The sequence below is a fragment of the Pseudomonas sp. AC083 genome, assembly GCF_979253165.1.
Window position 1 is genome coordinate 105,308 of sequence record NZ_CEEDDH010000017.1, and the last position, 16,956, is coordinate 122,263.

Genomic DNA, 16,956 nt, shown 5'->3' on the forward strand with positions numbered 1-16,956 from the left:
GGCGTAGCTGATGGGGAATCAGTCTAGGCAAGTATCGGGCAGTAAACCAGAGTGGTGTGCTGCCCGATAGCGTTCATCGCGGGTCAGTCTGCGGCGGGAGTTGCCGGGACCTGTATCGCGAGCTGGTCGGCCAGGCGCACGAATGCGGCCAGATCCAGCTGCTCGGGACGCAGGCTGCCATCGACGCCAGCGGCTTCGATCTCGGCGTTGCTGAGCAATTGCTTGAGGGTATTGCGCAGGGTTTTGCGGCGCTGGTTGAAGGCTTCGCGCACAACGCGCTCCAGCAGCTTGTGATCCTTGGCCGGGTGCGGCAGTACCGCGTGGGGCACGAGACGAACGATCGCCGAATCGACTTTCGGCGGCGGATTGAAAGCGCCCGGGCCAACGTTGAACAGATGTTCCACGCGGCAATGGTACTGAACCATGATCGACAAGCGACCCCAGTCACCGCCACCCGGGCCTGCGGCCAGACGCTCGACCACTTCTTTCTGCAACATGAAGTGCATGTCACGAATGATGCCGGCGTTGTTCAGCAGGTGAAAAATCAGCGGCGTGGAGATGTTGTACGGCAGGTTGCCAACCACCCGCAGGCTGTTCGGTGCGGCGTTCAGCGTATTGAAGTCGAACTTCAGCGCATCGCCCTGATGCAGGTTGAAATTGCTCATGCCCGCAAACTGCTGATTGAGGATCGGGATCAGATCCTTGTCCAGTTCCACCACGTCGAGTTGCGCGCCGGAGCCCAGCAAACCTTGGGTCAGCGCACCCTGACCGGGGCCGATTTCCAGCAGGCGGTCGTCAGCCTTGGCGTGGATGGAGCGCAGAATGCGGTCGATAACGCCGGCATCGTGGAGGAAGTTCTGACCAAAGCGTTTGCGCGCCTTGTGTTGGTATTGCTCGTTCATAAACGGGTCTCGGCCATCTGGTAGGCGGTTTCCAGGGCGACTTGCAGGCTGCCGGTGTCGATCCTGCCGCTGCCGGCCAGATCCAGGGCGGTGCCATGGTCGACCGAGGTGCGGATGATCGGCAGGCCCAGCGTCACGTTGACGGCAGCGCCGAAGCCTTTGTACTTGAGCACGGGCAAGCCCTGGTCGTGGTACATCGCCAGCACTGCGTCGCAGTGCTCCAGATATTTGGGGGTAAACAGAGTGTCGGCAGGCAGCGGGCCACGAAGGTCCATGCCCTCGCCGCGCAGGCGCTCTAATGTCGGTTCGATGATGTCGATTTCTTCATGGCCCAGGTGGCCGCCTTCACCGGCGTGCGGATTAAGACCGCAGACCAGGATGCGTGGCCGGGCGATGCCGAATTTGTCTTGCAGGTCGGCGTGCAGGATCCGAGTGACGCGCTCCAGTCGCTCTGGAGTGATCGCGTCGGCAATCTCGCGCAGAGGCAGATGCGTGGTGACCAGCGCCACGCGCAAACCGCGAGTGGCCAGCATCATCACTACCTGCGCGGTGTGCGTCAGGTCAGCGAGAAATTCTGTGTGTCCGGAGAACGCGATACCCGATTCGTTGATCACACCTTTGTGCACCGGCGCGGTGATCATCCCGGCGAAGTCGCCGTTCAGGCAGCCGTTGCCGGCGCGGGTCAAGGTTTCGAGGACGAACGCCGCGTTGGCCCTGTCCAGTTGCCCGGCGACTACCGGTGCGCTGAGCGGCGTGTCCCAGACGTACAGACTATTGGCCGGTGCTGGAACATCTGGCCACTGACCCGGCGCGACATCCAGCAGGTTGACGGCCAGCCCCAGTTGCGCGGCCCGTTCAAGGAGCAGGTCGCGGCTGGTGATGGCAATCAGGGGATGTGGCTGGGCTTGCGAGGCGAGCAGCAGGCACAGGTCGGGACCGATGCCGGCTGGTTCGCCGGGTGTCAGCGCGAAACGCTTGGGTTTCACTGCGCTGCCTGGTCTGCACCAGGGAGTTTGATCTCTACGTACGCTTCGTCACGGATCTGACGCAGCCAGGTTTGCAGCTCCTCGTCGTATTTGCGGTTACGCAGTACGGTCATGGCTTGCTGCTCACGGGCCTGTTCGGTGCCGTCAGTGGCGCGACGGCCAAGGACTTCCAGCACGTGCCAGCCGTATTGGGTCTGGAATGGCTTGGACAGTTGACCTTGTGGGGTCGAAGCCATCACTTCGCGGAATTCCGGGACCAGCACGTTCGGGTCGATCCAGTTCAGGTCGCCGCCGTTAAGGGCGGAACCCGGATCTTCCGAATAGTTTTTCGCCAGTTCGGCAAAGTCTTCGCCGGCGGTGATGCGGTCATACAACGATTGCACCAGTGCCTTGGTCTTGGCTTCGTCGCGGATCGGGCTTGGCTTGACCAGGATGTGACGCACATGCACTTCGTCGCGCATCTGCGCTTCGCCGCCGCGTTTGCCCAGCAGCTTCAGAATGATGAAGCCGCCCGGCGTACGCGCAGGCTGAGTGATGTCGCCGACGGCCATGCTGCTCAATTCGCGATCGAACGGCGGCGGCAGCTGCGCGGCTTTACGCCAGCCCATGTCGCCGCCTTCCAGGGCGTTGTCGCTGCCGGATTTGGCCACGGCCATCTGACCGAAGTCAGCGCCTTGCTTGAGCTGCTGGTAAACATCCATGGCCTGACGATAAGCGCTCTGAATCGCTTCAGAGTTGGCGCTTTCCGGAGTCGGGATCAGGATGTTGGCCAGGTGCAGTTCTTCGGACAGTTGCATCTTGCCGAGGTCAGAGGCGAGGAAGTTCTTCACCTCCTGCTCGGACACCTGAATGCGTTCTGCCACGCGACGCTGACGCACCCGGCTGATGATCATCTCGCGCTTGATCTGATCACGGGCGTCGTCATAGTTCAGGCCATCGCGAGCCAGCGCAGCACGGAACTGATCAACAGTCATGTTGTTGCGTTGGGCGATGGTGCCGACAGCCTGGTTCAGCTCTTCGTCAGTAATGCGGATGCCCGAGCGTTCGCCGATCTGCAGTTGCAGGTTTTCGACGATCAAACGCTCGAGCACTTGCTGATCGAGCACGCCCGGAGGCGGCAGACCGCCACCGCGCTTGGCGATGGTCTGCTGAACTTCGTGAACGCGCTGGTCCAGTTGGCTCTGCATGACGACGTCGTTATCGACGATCGCCACTACTTTATCGATGGACTGTACGGCGGCGTTGGCCGCCGTACCCAGGAACAACGCGCCCAGCAGCACCGGGCGCAGACAATCAGAAAGCTTGGTCTTCACGTTCACGATAACCTTGAATGCCTTTGTCGAGGAAGCTCTCTACCTTGGCGCCAGTCAGGCCGCCGAGTCCCTTCAGAACAATTTGGAGGAAAATGCCGTGGTCGCCTTTCTCGTTTTCCGGAGCTTCCTGACTGAACTCGTCATAGGAGACCCAGTAACGGTTGATCAGGCGCAGTTTCCAGCAGCAGTTGTCGTATTCGAAACCACCGAAAGCTTCCAGCGTGCGATTGCGGTTGTAGTCGTACTGCCAGCGGCTGATGGCGTTCCACTGCGGAACGATAGGCCAGATGACCGAGAAGTCATGCTGCTGGATCTTGTAGTAGTCCTTCACGTAGCCAGGTTGTCCGGGAACGCCGTAGTCACCACCGCCCACCGACCACTGACCGGTGTTCTGGTCATAACGAACCTGATCGTTGCGATAGCGATAGCCGGCATTGATGACCTTGTTCGGGTTGTCGGCTGGCTGGTAGTGGAACATCGCACTGCCGGAGCGCGGGCTGCGGCTGTCCGGGTCCCAGTTGTAGTCGGCTGTGGCGCGCCAGTCGCGGTTCCAGCGGTATTCGTATTCAAGCGCGTATGGCGAGACACTGGATTTGGAATCTTCACGGGTTTTCGCATCGATGCCAGGCAACTGCACTTCGCGATTCTTGAAGTAATAAGCCTGGCCTACGCTGATTTTCTGACGCTCGAAACCGTTGTCTTCGATCCAGCGGCTGGTCACACCCAGTGACAGCTTGTTCTCGTCACCGACACGGTCGGCACCGGTAAAGCGGTTGTCACGGAACAGCGAGGAGTAGCTGAACGTCGTTTCGCTGGTATCGAACACCGGAATATCTTCCTGATCGACCTCAGGGACGTACAGGTAGAACAGGCGTGGTTCCAGAGTCTGGCGATAGTTCTTGCCGAAGTACGAAGTATTTCGGTCGAAGTAGAGGCCACTATCAATGCTGGCGATCGGTACGCCACGATTCTGGTTGCTGTCGAACTTGCCATAGAGCTTCTGGTTTGCTGGCGACAGCGCATCGATCTGCGCTTTGCCGGTGTTGTCCAGATCAAGCTGATATTGGGTGTACTGATATTTCAGCGATGGCTTCAGGAAACCATATGTCCAGCTCATCGGCAGGCTGACGCCCGGCTTCAGATTCAAGCGATCGCCATTGGCACGAGCCAGGCCGGTGATGTTGTTGTCCAGACGCGGCTCGGTGGTAATACCGTCTTCCTGCACAAAGGTGCCGCTTCTCAGATCGCGGTCGAAACGCACCAGCTCGGTCTGATAATCGAAATCGAGGCCTTCCGGGTGATACGGCAGCTGACCATTGAAGGTGATCTGCGGCAGACGGCCATACGGTGTGATGTTCGAAACGGTCGCCAGTTGATACTGCTGAGCGTTGAGGCGTGCGGTGTAGCTGTCGCCACGATAAGTGACCGAGCCCTGCTGGTTGACGAAATCGTCGCTCTTGACGCCGATCTGGTCAGTTTGCAGGTCCTGGAAGTAATACGGATCGCTGATCTTGGTGTAGTCAACCTGGGTCAGCACGCGGGAGTCGAGACCGCCCTTGTGCTGCCAGTTGTACATGTAGCGAGTCTCGTTGTAGTCGGACTGACGCTTGCGATCATCGTCCTCGTCGTTGAGGTACGAAGCACCGAACTGACCTTCACTCGACTTGGTCAGGTAACGGAACTCACCCTCGACCAGCATGCCGCGCTTGCTCATGTAGCGCGGGTACAACGTGGCGTCATAGTTCGGCGCAAGGTTGAAGTAGTAAGGGGTGACCAGCATGAAGCCGGTGTCGCTGCCCGAACCGATGGTCGGCGGCAGGAAGCCTGACTGGCGACGGTCGTCGATCGGGAAGTAGATGTACGGGGTGTACAGAATCGGGATGTCTTTGACGCGCAACGTCACGTTGGTCGCGGTACCGAAGCCGGTGGCCGGGTTCAGGGTGATGTTGTTGCCCTTGAGCTGCCACGCGTTGCTGTTAGGTTCGCACGTGGTGTACGTGCCGTCCTTCAGGCGGATGATCGCGTTTTCGGCGCGCTTGGCATACAGCGCGTTACCGCGGATGCGCGATTTGTGCATCACGTATTCGGCGTTGTCGACCTTGGCTTCGCCGGTGTCGAGTTGCACATCGGCGTGGTCGCCGACGATCAGCGCGCCGTTGTCACGGATGCGCACGTTGCCGGCCAGTTCGCCACGGCTCTCGGCCTGATACAGGTTGGCCTCGTCGGCTTCGACCTGCATGCTGCCCTGACGCATGACCACGTCACCGGCGAGGCTGGCGACTTGTGTGTCCTGCTCATAACGCGACGCTTTGGCACCGATGAAGGTCGGCGCGTCACTTTTATTCGTCTTGTCATTCATGCCAGGACGAATCGGTTCGATATAGGAACCAGAGCAGTAAGGACCGGTCTCGGCCAATTGCGCGGCAGTGAGCTTCTCGCGCGGAACCCAGTCGAGGTGACTGTAGTCTTCGCTACGGGATTTCAGGCCGCGGCCCTTGGACTCGGTGACCAGTGCGGTTTTTGCACCGGTCTCTGCGCCGGAACCGTTGTCGGCCGGGGCCTCGCCAGCAGAGCTGACGGCACTGCCGTCATGCACTGGGCGCGGCGGCAATGCCGCGGCGGGCGACTTGGGCGCACAGTCCCAGCCACCCGTAGCCGAGACGGAGCAGTCATACTGCTCGGCGGCAACAACGAATTGACTGGCCAGAGGTTGCATAGCCAGCAGACTGCCGGTTACCAACAACGGAAATTTTTTACGAAACGCGGGGGATTTCAATGCCATCTTATTAGTCCGGGCTTCCTGCGTGCCATCTGCCCGCGGTGTGGGCCGCACGCCTCTCGATGGTCTGAAAAAGATGCTGGATAATAAAGCATGACCCGCTTGACGGCTAGCGCCGTCGGAGACCCTTGCAATGCCTGACCAAGATGTACGCTTGCAACACCTGAAAGTTTGGCTCGATGAGCAGTTGGCGAAGCTGTTTGCGGAGCAGGGCTGGGGCACCGTGCCCCCGGCCACGTTGACCGCGGCCAGCAGCGACGCGAGTTTCCGCCGCTACTTCCGCTGGGAGGGCGATGGTCGCAGCTTCGTCGTGATGGACGCGCCGCCACCTCAGGAAAACTGCAAACCGTTCGTGGATATCGCCTTTTTGCTGGCGAAATCCGGAATTAATGTGCCGAAAATTTACGCCGAAGACCTCGAGCGCGGTTTTCTTTTGCTCAATGACCTGGGCAACAAGACCTATCTCGACGTCATCGATGGCGAAAATGCCGACGCGTTATTCCACGATGCCCTGCAAGCGCTGTTGGCTTTTCAACAGTTGCCGATGGTTGCGCCGTTGCCCAGTTACGACGTCGCCTTGTTGCGTCGCGAGCTGGAATTGTTCCCCGAGTGGTACGTCAAGCGCGAGCTGGGCGTCGAGTTCGATGCGGCCCAGCAGCAACAATGGCAGCACATCAGCGAGTTGCTGATCGACAGCGCGCTGGCGCAGCCGAAAGTGCTGGTGCACCGCGACTACATGCCGCGCAACCTGATGCTCAGCGAGCCCAACCCTGGCGTGCTGGATTTCCAGGACGCGGTGTACGGCCCGGTGACCTACGACGTGACCTGCCTGTTCAAGGATGCTTTCCTCAGCTGGCCGGAAGAACGTGTACGCGGCTGGCTGGAAAGTTACTGGCAGCAGGCCTCGGCACTGGACATTCCGGTGCAAGCTGATTTTGAAGACTTCCTGCGCGCCAGCGACCTGATGGGCGTGCAGCGTCACCTCAAAGTCATCGGCATCTTTGCGCGCATCTGCCACCGCGATGGCAAGCCACGCTATCTGGCCGATGTGCCGCGTTTCTTCTCTTATATAGAAGCGGTGATCGCCCGCCGTCCTGAACTGGCGGAACTGCAAGCGCTGTTCAGCAGCTTGCGTGCTGGAGCGACGGCATGAAGGCAATGATTCTGGCCGCAGGCAAAGGCGAGCGCATGCGCCCGCTGACCCTGACTACGCCGAAACCGCTGGTGCGTGCCGCTGGCGTGCCGCTGATCGAGTATCACCTGCACGCCCTCGCGGCCGCAGGCTTCAACGAAATCGTCATCAACCACGCCTGGCTCGGTCAGCAGATCGAGGATCATCTGGGCGACGGCTCGCGCTTCGGCCTGAGTATTCGGTACTCGCCGGAAGGCGAACCGCTGGAAACCGGTGGCGGGATTTTCCGTGCACTGCCGTTGCTCGGTGATGATGCGTTTCTGGTGGTCAACGGCGATATCTGGACCGATTACGACTTCAGCGTGCTGCACCAGCCGATCAATGGCCTGGCGCATCTGGTGCTGGCGGACAATCCGCCGCATCACCCGAAAGGCGACTTCACTCTCATCGACGGCAAAGTGCAGGACGGCGAGCCTGATGCGCAGACGCTGACTTACAGCGGCATCGCCGTGCTGCATCCGCAGTTGTTCGATGGTTGCAGCGATGGCGCGTTCAAGCTCGCGCCGCTGCTACGCAACGCCATGGCCAAAGGTGAAGTGACGGGCGAGCGGTTGAAGGGGCATTGGGTAGATGTTGGTACCTACGAGCGTCTGGCCGAAGCTGAAGCCTTGATAGAAGCGAGTCGCTGAGATGCTGTGGCCAGGGACTCTGATTGGAGCCGGAGTGGGGTACGCGATTGCCAGCATTCCGGGGGCCATGCTTGGGGCGTTGTTGGGGCAGGCGCTGGATCGGCGCTTGCACTTGCAGAGCTGGGGACATTTACGCGAAAAGCTCGGCGGCCGGCCGATGCTGCGCAACGATGAATTGCTGTTCGTGTTGCTCGGGCGTCTGGCCAAGAGCGACGGGCGCGTCACTGACGGGCATATCCAGCAGGCGCGCAACGAAATGCGCGCGCTGGAAATGAGCGAGCCGGCGACTCGACGGGCCATTGCTGCATTCAATCGCGGCAAGTCCGGCAGCGACAATCTGCGCGGCTATCTGCGTCGTTTGAGTTCGCAACCGCATGCGGCTGAAGGCGTGTTGCGCGCCTGTTGGCGAATGGTCTGGGCCGACGGTCGCGCTGGGGTGAGTGAGCGCGAATTGCTGGCGCAGTGGGGCAAATGGCTAGGCTGGACGGCGCAGCAGGTGCAGGCATTGGCCAGCGATTACGAGCCGGGCAAGCGGCCGATCGTCAGTGCCGCAGTGAGCTATCAGGAGGCGATGAAGCTGCTTGGTGTGTCAGCGAGCAGCGAGCCGGCACAGATCAAGCGCGCTTACCGGCGATTGCTCAGTCGCCATCACCCGGACAAGATCGCCGGCAGTGGCGCGACCCCGGCACAGGTGCGTGAGGCGACCGAGCGGACGCGGGAATTGCATAGCGCCTATACGTTGATTCGCGAGCGACGGGATTTTCGCTAGAAGTTAGATGGGTGTTGCTTGTGCTTGCCCCTTCGCGAGCAGGCTCGCTCCCACATTGAATTGTGCATAAATCAATGTGGGAGCGAGCCTGCTCGCGAAGAGGGGCGACTCGGTCCGAATGTCAGTCGACAGCCTGAGGGTTCAACCAGCCCCGCACCCGGCGAAACAATTGTTCCTGCTCGGCCTTTTTGTCCGGCAACACCTTCAGCGCCACCTGGCTGAACGCCGAGGTCTTCAGGCGCTTGCTCGCCTGCATGCGCTCCAGCGCTGCGTTGCGATCCAGCGCTTTGTCCATGTAGAAAATATCCACCGTCGGCAGCTTCAGCGTCGGCGTCAGTTCGGCGAGTGGCGGCAGGGCTTTGGTCGGGACTTGCGCATCGACCATCACCAGTTTTTCCACCTGCGGCGTCTGCCGCTCGCTGAGAAAACGCGCCGCCCAGTAGGCGCCGGTGCCGTGCCCGAGCACTACAATGCTGCGCGCGCTCTGCTGTTCGGCGTAGGCAATCGCTGCATCGATTCGCCCGAAGATGCGATCGGCATCGGCCTTGGCTTGTTCTTCGTTGGTCTCGGCGACCACCTGTTCGGCAACTTCCGCTTCACCGCCAGCGGCCTGTTCGATCGGTTGTGCGGTGGTGGCGTCTTTGCTTGCGGTTTCGGGGGCTTTCGGCGCCGCGGCCGGTTCGATCACGCGCGGAGCAAGGGCGTCGCCTTGCAGATCCGGCAGGGTGATACTCAGGCTGCTCCACTCGACGTCCGGCAATTTGCGTCGCAACGGGCCTATTGCCTGCGGCCAGTCAGCGGTTTCGCCGGCACCGGGAACTATGATCACCGCGCCTTTGGGTTCGGCGCTGTTGGCCGGTTTCCAAAGGGCGAGGAAAGTGTCGCTGCCAGCCTGCAGTTGTTGCTGCTCTTGCGCCGGCAGTTTACGTTGCAGTGCGGCGGCCTCTTCCTGACTACGCTCAAGCAGTGGCTGGCGCTCGGCCGGTTTTTCTTCGGCGGGTTTATCCGTAGCGGCAGGCGCCGGGTCGGCGGCTTCGACGGAAAACGCACAAGGCAGGATCAGCGACAGGCACAATGCTGGCAGTGCCAGGCGGTAGACAGAGGGCATTGGTTATTCCAGGCCAGAAAGTATCCCGCCAGCCTAATGGGTTGGTCAGAATTTGTCAGTGTATGAGACTTCAATGAAGCGATTTTGCTGCCTGTGGGTTATCGGCTGTTTCTGGTTTCCCTTGATGGGCTGGGCGGCGCCTGCGCCACCGGCTCATGCCGCGCAATTGTCGCCAGAACAGCAGCAATGGCTGGCGCAGCACACTGAATTGCGCGTCGGCCTGGTCTTGCAGGCGCCCTACGCGACCTACGATCGGCGCCTGCAGCGATTGTCCGGGGCCAATGTCGAGTTGATGAAGCTGCTGGCCAAAACCCTCGGCGTGGAACTGAGCTGGCGCAACTTTCAGGATCTCGGGGCATTGGAAAACGCTTTGCGCGAGGGCGAGATCGACATCGCCCCGGGCCTCAGCCAGACCCCGAGCGCGCTGCGCCTCTGGCAGTTTTCCGACCCGTACATGCGCGTGGCGCAACTGGTGGTCAGCGACCAGAAAAGCAGCGGCGCGGTCGATCTGGAAAAGCTCGACAGCCAGACCCGCGTCGCCGTGCGCATGCCGAGCAGCACCGCCGATTATCTGCGCAGCAACTATCCGCACTTGAATCTGCAAGGCGTGCCGCTGGAGCGTCAGGCATTGCAACTGCTGTTGAGTCAGCAAGCCTCCTACGCGGTGGTCGACGAAGCACAGTTGGGTCGCTTGTCGGTGGAGCCGGAGTTTGCCGAACTGGTGGTGGTCGGCGATATCGGCCTGCCGCAACTGCTGCGTGTGGCCTCGCGGCGCGATTGGCCGGAACTGGCCGGCATCGTCCAGAGCGCCTTGCGCGCGATCCCGGCCAAGGATCTGGAACAACTGCACAACCAATGGCTGCAGCCGAAATATCCACGGCTGACCGAATCGCCGGGGTTCTGGCAGAACCTCAGTCTGTTGTTCGCCGTGATGCTGCTCAGTTGCGCGGCGATCGTGGTCTGGCAGCGGCGCCAACAGCACAGCCTCGAACAACGCCTGCTCAGCGCCCGGGAAGACATCGCGTTGCGCGCGGCCAGTGAAGAGGCGCTGCGGCTGACACAGTTTTCCATCGACCAAAGCACCGTCGGCATTCTCTGGGTCAATTGGGACAGCCATGTGCGTTACGCCAACCGCGCGGCGGAAAACATGCTCGGTTATCCCTCGGGCGGGCTGATCGAGCGGCCGCTGATCGATTTCGAGCCCGGCCTGCACATGGATCGCTGGCTCAATCTGTGGAAGCGTGCGCGGACCAGTGAAGAAGGGCCGCTGAGCTTCGAAACCAGCTGCCTGCGCGCCGATGGCAGCGTGTTGCCGGCCGACGTGTCTTTGAGTTTTCTGCGTTTTCGCGACAGTGAATATCTGGTGGTCTACCTCACCGACGTCACCGACCGCCGCCGCGCGCTCGCCGCTTTGCAGGAAAGCGAGGCGCGCCTGCAAGGCATCGCCGCCAACGTCCCGGGTCTGGTGTTCAGGCTGGAGCGGGCACCGGTCACCGGGCAGATCGACTTTGCCTACATCAGCGAAGGCAGCGAAAGTCTGGTCGGTTATGCGCCGGCAGCCATCGCTCATCGCGACATGGGCCTGCGCAGTCTGGTGCACCCCGACGACAAGGCCAGTTATCACCGCACCCAGGATCAGGCGCTGGATACCGACAGCGACTGGTCGTGGCAGGGCCGCATCGTCACGCGCCAGGGTGAGCAGCGCTGGGCCGAGATCAAGGCGATCACCCGCCAGCTGGAGGACGGCGCCTATGTGTGGGACGGCATCGTCTGGGACATCAGCGAAAGCAAACGCATCGAGCTGGAACTGGCGGCCTCGCGCGAGCAGCTGCGCGAACTGTCGGCGCACCTGGAAAGCGTGCGCGAAGAAGAGAAGGCGCGCATCGCCCGGGAAGTTCATGATGAGTTGGGACAGATGCTCACCGTGCTCAAACTGGAGACATCGATGTGCGAATTGGCCTATGCGCAACTCGATCCGGGACTCAACGAGCGGCTCAACAGCATGAAACGCCTGATCGCGCAGTTGTTTCAGCTGGTGCGTGATGTGGCAACGGCGTTGCGCCCGCCGATCCTTGATGCCGGGATTGCCTCGGCCATCGAGTGGCAGGCACGGCGTTTCGAGGCGCGCACACAGATACCGTGTCTGGTGCAGGTGCCGGACAACCTGCCGGCACTCAGCGATGCCAAGGCGGTGGGGCTGTTCCGGATTTTGCAGGAGGCGCTGACCAACGTGATGCGCCATGCTCAGGCGCACACGGTGGAGCTGACGCTGGAGCTTGCGGGCGATGAATTGTGTCTGACCGTCAGCGATGATGGCGTAGGATTTGTCGCCGCTGAAGGTCGGCCGACGTCGTTTGGTCTGGTTGGCATGCGTGAGCGGGTGCTGATCATGGGCGGGCGACTGGAACTGGTGAGTGAGCCGGGGGAGGGCACCAGTCTTAAGGTGTGGGTGCCTGTGGATCGCTAAAAGATCGCAGCCTTCGGCAGCTCCTACACTGATCGCATACCCCTGTAGGAGCTGCCGAAGGCTGCGATCTTTTCGCTTCATGCAAATATCGAGGAAATCCAAGTGATCCGTGTACTGGTAGCCGAAGACCACACCATCGTCCGCGAGGGCATCAAGCAATTGATCGGCCTGGCCAAGGATCTGCAAGTCGTGGGGGAGGCGAGCAATGGTGAGCAACTGCTCGAAACCCTGCGCAGCGTGCCGTGCGAGGTGGTGCTGCTGGACATCTCCATGCCCGGCGTCAACGGCCTGGAAGCGATCCCGCGCATCCGTGCGCTGAACAATCCGCCGGCGATTCTGGTGCTGTCGATGCACGACGAAGCGCAAATGGCCGCGCGCGCCTTGAAGGTCGGCGCGGCCGGGTATGCGACCAAGGACAGCGATCCGGCGCTGCTGCTCACGGCGATTCGCAAAGTCGCGGCGGGCGGGCGTTACATTGACCCGGAACTGGCCGACCGCATGGTCTTCGAAGTCGGCCTGACCGATACCCGGCCGCTGCATTCGCTGTTGTCAGAACGCGAATTCTCGGTGTTCGAACGCCTCGCTCAGGGCGCCAACGTCAACGACATCGCCCAGCAACTGGCCTTGAGCAGCAAGACCATCAGCACCCACAAGGCGCGGCTGATGCAGAAGCTCAACATCACCTCGCTGGCCGAACTGGTGAAATACGCGATGGAGCACAAACTCCTCTGACCATCACCGCCCTCATGTGGGAGCGAGCCTGCTCGCGAAAGCGGCGTAACAGGCAGCCATTCAGTTTGATGACCCACCGCATTCGCGAGCAGGCTCGCTCCCACAGGTTCGGAGTTGGCATATCCATTAGCGACAAGCGCTTTTGCCTGTTCTTGCCGCTTGCAGCTTGCCCCTTGCCGCTGCGTTTGCCCAAACGCGCCATCCTTGTAGGGCAATCCCTACCCCCAACCTTCCATTGCGCTTAAGCGATTCTCTCCTGCACCCCGATTTGCGTGGCCGCCGCCAGCCACTAGGCTTGATGAACAAGCAGTCATCAACAACAAAGGTGTGGGTATGAGCCAGGTCGATACAAGCGCAGGGACCAGTGATGTGCTGGTCAGCTTTCGTGGTGTGCAGAAGAGCTACGACGGCGAGAACCTGATCGTCAAAGACCTCAACCTGGACATTCGCAAGGGCGAATTTCTTACCCTGCTCGGGCCGTCCGGTTCCGGCAAGACCACCAGCCTGATGATGCTCGCCGGGTTCGAAACGCCGACCGCCGGTGAAATCCTCCTGTCCGGGCGTTCGATCAACAACGTGCCGCCGCACAAGCGCGATATCGGCATGGTGTTCCAGAACTACGCGCTGTTCCCGCACATGACTGTCGCGGAGAACCTTGCTTTCCCGTTGACCGTGCGCGGCTTGAATAAAAGCGACGTCAGCGAGCGGGTGAAGAAAGTCCTCAGCATGGTTCAGCTCGACGCGTTCGCCTCGCGCTATCCGGCGCAGTTGTCCGGTGGTCAGCAGCAGCGTGTGGCACTGGCCCGCGCGCTGGTGTTCGAGCCGCAACTGGTGCTGATGGACGAGCCGCTGGGCGCCCTCGACAAACAACTGCGTGAACACATGCAGATGGAGATCAAACACCTGCACCAGCGCCTCGGCGTGACCGTGGTCTACGTAACCCACGATCAGGGTGAAGCGCTGACCATGTCGGACCGCGTGGCGGTATTCCATCAGGGCGAGATCCAGCAGATCGCGCCACCGCGCACCCTTTACGAAGAGCCGAAGAACACCTTTGTCGCCAACTTCATTGGTGAGAACAACCGCCTCAACGGCCGCCTGCTCAGCCAGAGCGGCGAGCGCTGCGTGGTCGAGTTGGGGCGTGGAGAGAAGGTCGAGGCGCTGGCCGTCAACGTTGGCCAGACCGGCGAACCGGTGACTCTGTCGATCCGTCCGGAGCGCGTCAGCCTCAACGGTTCGAGCGATCAATGCGTCAACCGCTTCTCAGGGAGGGTGGCGGAATTCATCTATCTGGGCGACCACGTCCGGGTGCGCCTGGAAGTCTGCGGCAAGACCGACTTCTTCGTGAAACAACCGATTGCCGAGCTCGATCCTGCGCTCGCTGTCGGCGACGTGGTACCGCTTGGCTGGCAGGTCGAGCACGTTCGTGCGCTCGATCCGCTTTTAGAGGCGCACTAAGCGCCCCGGCAATACCAACACCAACCCTGCACGTGGAGAGAACAATAAATGTTGAGATCCCTGAAGTTCACCGCCCTGACTCTGGGCCTGATGGGTGCGACCGGCGCAATGGCCGCCGGCCCGGACTTGACCGTGGTGTCGTTTGGCGGGGCGAACAAGGCGGCGCAAGTCAAAGCCTTCTATGCACCGTGGGAAGCGGCGGGTAACGGCAAGATCGTTGCCGGTGAATACAACGGTGAGATGGCCAAGGTCAAAGCCATGGTCGACACCAAGAGCGTGTCGTGGGACCTGGTCGAAGTTGAATCGCCAGAGCTGTCCCGTGGTTGCGACGAAGACATGTTCGAGCAGCTTGATCCTGCGCTGTTCGGCAAAACCGAAGACTACGTCAAAGGCGCCATTCAGCCATGCGGCGTAGGTTTCTTTGTGTGGTCTACCGTGCTGGCCTACAACGCCGACAAGCTGAAGACCGCGCCGACCAGTTGGGCGGATTTCTGGGACACGAAGAAATTCCCGGGCAAGCGCGGCCTGCGCAAAGGCGCCAAATACACCCTCGAATTCGCGCTGATGGCCGATGGTGTCGCGCCGAAAGACGTCTACAAAGAGCTGGCGAGCAAGGGCGGCCAGGATCGCGCCTTCAAGAAACTCGATGAGCTCAAGCCAAGCATTCAGTGGTGGGAAGCCGGCGCACAACCGCCGCAATACCTCGCTTCCGGTGACGTGGTGATGAGCTCGGCTTACAACGGTCGCATCGCGGCGGTGCAGAAAGAATCCAACCTGAAAGTGGTGTGGAACGGCGGCATCTACGACTTCGACGCCTGGGCTATCCCGAAAGGTCTGGACGCCAAGCGCGCCGAAGCGGCGAAGAAGTTCATTGCCTTCTCGGTGCAGCCGCAGCAGCAGAAGACCTACTCGGAAAACATCGCCTACGGCCCGGCCAACACCCAAGCCGTACCGCTGCTGGCCAAGGATGTCCTGAAAGACATGCCGACCACCCCGGAAAACATCGCCAACCAGGTGCAGATCGACGTCAGCTTCTGGGCTGACAACGGCGAGCAACTGGAACAGCGTTTCAATTCCTGGGCGGCGAAATAACCACTGTCTTACCTGTATGGAGATGGCAAGGGGGCTTTTGTGGCGAGGGGATTTATCCCCGTTGGGTTGCGAAGCAGCCCCGAAGCCATACCCGCTCGGTGGCTCAGGTAAACCGCATTCTCAGGTTTACGACTGCTGCGCAGCCGAACGGGGATAAATCCCCTCGCCACAAAGGTTCGCTGCCACAGGAAGGCTCGCTCCCACAGGTAGCAGTGTTTCAACGCAACAGAGGTGGTTCGCCACCTCTGTAACGATCAAAGATTTGCGGAGTACGTCATGGCCATCGCCGTTCCCCTGAACGAGGGCGCCAGCCCCACCTTGAAGCAGAAGCTCAAGCACGCCGAGCGGGTCAACCGCTGGAAAGCCCAGGCACTGATTGCGCCGCTGGTGCTGTTTCTGCTGCTGGTGTTTCTGGTGCCGATCGTGGCGCTGCTCTATAAAAGCGTCGGCAACCCGGAAGTGGTTGGCGGCATGCCGCGCACTGTCACTGCCATCGCCAGTTGGGACGGCCGTGGTCTGCCCGCCGAACCGGTGTACAAGGCTGCCAGCGAAGATCTCGCCGAAGCCCGCAAAAACCAGACGCTGGGCGATCTGTCCAAGCGCTTGAACATGGAGTTGGCCGGCTACCGCAGCCTGCTGACCAAAACCGCCCGGGCGCTGCCGTTCGCCAGCGAACCGGCCTCTTATAAAGAAGCGCTGGAAGCGCTCGACGAACGCTGGGGCGACCCGGCCTACTGGCAAGCGGTGAAACGCAACACCAGCAGCATCACTCCGTATTACCTGCTGGCGGCGGTCGATCACCGTATCGATGATCTCGGCGAACTGGCCCCGGCCACCCCGGATCAAGCGATCTACCTCGACATCTTCGCTCGCACGTTCTGGATGGGCCTGGTCATCACCGTGATCTGCCTGCTGCTCGCCTATCCACTGGCTTATTTGCTGGCGAACCTGCCTTCGCGGCAGAGCAACCTGCTGATGATCCTGGTGCTGCTGCCGTTCTGGACTTCGATTCTGGTGCGGGTCGCAGCGTGGATCGTGCTGCTGCAATCCGGCGGTCTGATCAACAGTGCGCTGCTGGCCATGGGCATCATCGATAAACCGCTGGAACTGGTGTTCAACCGCACCGGCGTATACATCTCGATGGTGCACATTCTGCTGCCGTTCATGATTCTGCCGATCTACAGCGTGATGAAAGGCATCTCGCCGACCTATATGCGTGCCGCCATTTCCCTCGGCTGCCACCCGTTCGCCAGTTTCTGGCGAGTGTACTTCCCGCAGACCTACGCCGGCGTTGGCGCCGGCTGCCTGTTGGTGTTCATCCTCGCCATCGGCTACTACATCACCCCGGCGCTGCTCGGCAGCCCGAACGACCAAATGGTCAGCTACTTCGTCGCCTTCTACACCAACACCAGCATCAACTGGGGCATGGCCACTGCGCTCGGCGGGCTGCTGTTGCTGGCGACCGTGGTGCTTTATCTGATCTACAGCTGGCTGGTCGGCGCCAGTCGCCTGCGCCTGAGCTAAGGGGA

13 protein-coding genes are annotated in these 16,956 nt (G+C 61.0%); 8 read left to right on the top strand and 5 right to left on the bottom strand.

Features of this window, described 5'->3' with window-relative positions; all coding sequences use genetic code 11:
* Window positions 1-83: 83 nt before the first annotated feature.
* From rsmA to AC0IXA_RS21855, 4 genes are read right to left on the bottom strand one after another with little or no spacing between them, the layout of a single operon-like run.
* Window positions 84-902: a 16S rRNA (adenine(1518)-N(6)/adenine(1519)-N(6))-dimethyltransferase RsmA gene (rsmA, locus tag AC0IXA_RS21840; protein ID WP_130887897.1), complete on the bottom strand. Its 819-nt coding sequence runs from the start codon at window positions 900-902 to the stop codon at window positions 84-86.
* Entirely contained in the window at window positions 899-1,888 is a 990-nt protein-coding gene (gene pdxA, locus AC0IXA_RS21845) for a 4-hydroxythreonine-4-phosphate dehydrogenase PdxA (RefSeq protein ID WP_341638039.1), read from the bottom strand. The genes rsmA and pdxA overlap by 4 nt, the downstream gene beginning before the upstream one ends.
* Entirely contained in the window at window positions 1,885-3,207 is a 1,323-nt protein-coding gene (gene surA, locus AC0IXA_RS21850) for a peptidylprolyl isomerase SurA (RefSeq protein ID WP_177318478.1), read from the bottom strand. The genes pdxA and surA overlap by 4 nt, the downstream gene beginning before the upstream one ends.
* Window positions 3,182-5,983 (bottom strand): LPS-assembly protein LptD, encoded by a 2,802-nt coding sequence (locus AC0IXA_RS21855; protein WP_341638038.1) that lies wholly within the window; start codon window positions 5,981-5,983, stop codon window positions 3,182-3,184. Before AC0IXA_RS21855 ends, surA begins: the two co-directional genes overlap by 26 nt.
* Before the next feature lie 130 nt (window positions 5,984-6,113).
* On the opposite strand from AC0IXA_RS21855, the gene AC0IXA_RS21860 reads away from it, so the two are divergent.
* The 3 genes from AC0IXA_RS21860 to AC0IXA_RS21870 are packed head-to-tail and all read left to right on the top strand — an operon-like array spanning window position 6,114 to window position 8,570.
* Window positions 6,114-7,133 (top strand): aminoglycoside phosphotransferase family protein, encoded by a 1,020-nt coding sequence (locus tag AC0IXA_RS21860; protein WP_016772900.1) that lies wholly within the window; start codon window positions 6,114-6,116, stop codon window positions 7,131-7,133.
* On the top strand, window positions 7,130-7,801 hold the full coding sequence (gene murU / locus AC0IXA_RS21865) for an N-acetylmuramate alpha-1-phosphate uridylyltransferase MurU (protein ID WP_341638037.1): 672 nt from the start codon (window positions 7,130-7,132) through the stop codon (window positions 7,799-7,801). The genes AC0IXA_RS21860 and murU overlap by 4 nt, the downstream gene beginning before the upstream one ends.
* A gap of 1 nt (window position 7,802) precedes the next feature.
* A complete protein-coding gene (locus AC0IXA_RS21870) occupies window positions 7,803-8,570 on the top strand; it encodes a TerB family tellurite resistance protein (RefSeq protein ID WP_024014539.1) in 768 nt (255 codons plus the stop codon).
* Between the two features lie 121 nt (window positions 8,571-8,691).
* Here the strand turns inward: AC0IXA_RS21870 and AC0IXA_RS21875 are convergent, their stop codons facing one another.
* Window positions 8,692-9,678, bottom strand: coding sequence for an alpha/beta hydrolase family protein (locus tag AC0IXA_RS21875; RefSeq protein ID WP_341638036.1), 987 nt, complete (start codon window positions 9,676-9,678; stop codon window positions 8,692-8,694).
* A gap of 73 nt (window positions 9,679-9,751) precedes the next feature.
* On the opposite strand from AC0IXA_RS21875, the gene AC0IXA_RS21880 reads away from it, so the two are divergent.
* The 5 genes from AC0IXA_RS21880 to AC0IXA_RS21900 all read left to right on the top strand — a co-directional run bounded on the left by AC0IXA_RS21880 (window position 9,752) and on the right by AC0IXA_RS21900 (window position 16,951).
* Window positions 9,752-12,145 carry a PAS domain-containing sensor histidine kinase gene (locus tag AC0IXA_RS21880; RefSeq protein ID WP_341638035.1) on the top strand — a complete coding sequence of 798 codons (2,394 nt, stop codon included), beginning with the start codon at window positions 9,752-9,754 and terminating at the stop codon, window positions 12,143-12,145.
* A 102-nt stretch (window positions 12,146-12,247) separates the two neighbouring features.
* On the top strand, window positions 12,248-12,877 hold the full coding sequence (locus AC0IXA_RS21885; protein WP_003228820.1) for a response regulator: 630 nt from the start codon (window positions 12,248-12,250) through the stop codon (window positions 12,875-12,877).
* 333 nt (window positions 12,878-13,210) lie between these two features.
* Window positions 13,211-14,335, top strand: coding sequence for an ABC transporter ATP-binding protein (locus AC0IXA_RS21890; protein WP_016772906.1), 1,125 nt, complete (start codon window positions 13,211-13,213; stop codon window positions 14,333-14,335).
* A gap of 48 nt (window positions 14,336-14,383) precedes the next feature.
* Window positions 14,384-15,427 (top strand): ABC transporter substrate-binding protein, encoded by a 1,044-nt coding sequence (locus tag AC0IXA_RS21895; protein WP_016772907.1) that lies wholly within the window; start codon window positions 14,384-14,386, stop codon window positions 15,425-15,427.
* A gap of 276 nt (window positions 15,428-15,703) precedes the next feature.
* Entirely contained in the window at window positions 15,704-16,951 is a 1,248-nt protein-coding gene (locus AC0IXA_RS21900) for an ABC transporter permease (RefSeq protein WP_016772908.1), read from the top strand.
* Window positions 16,952-16,956 lie beyond the last annotated feature (5 nt).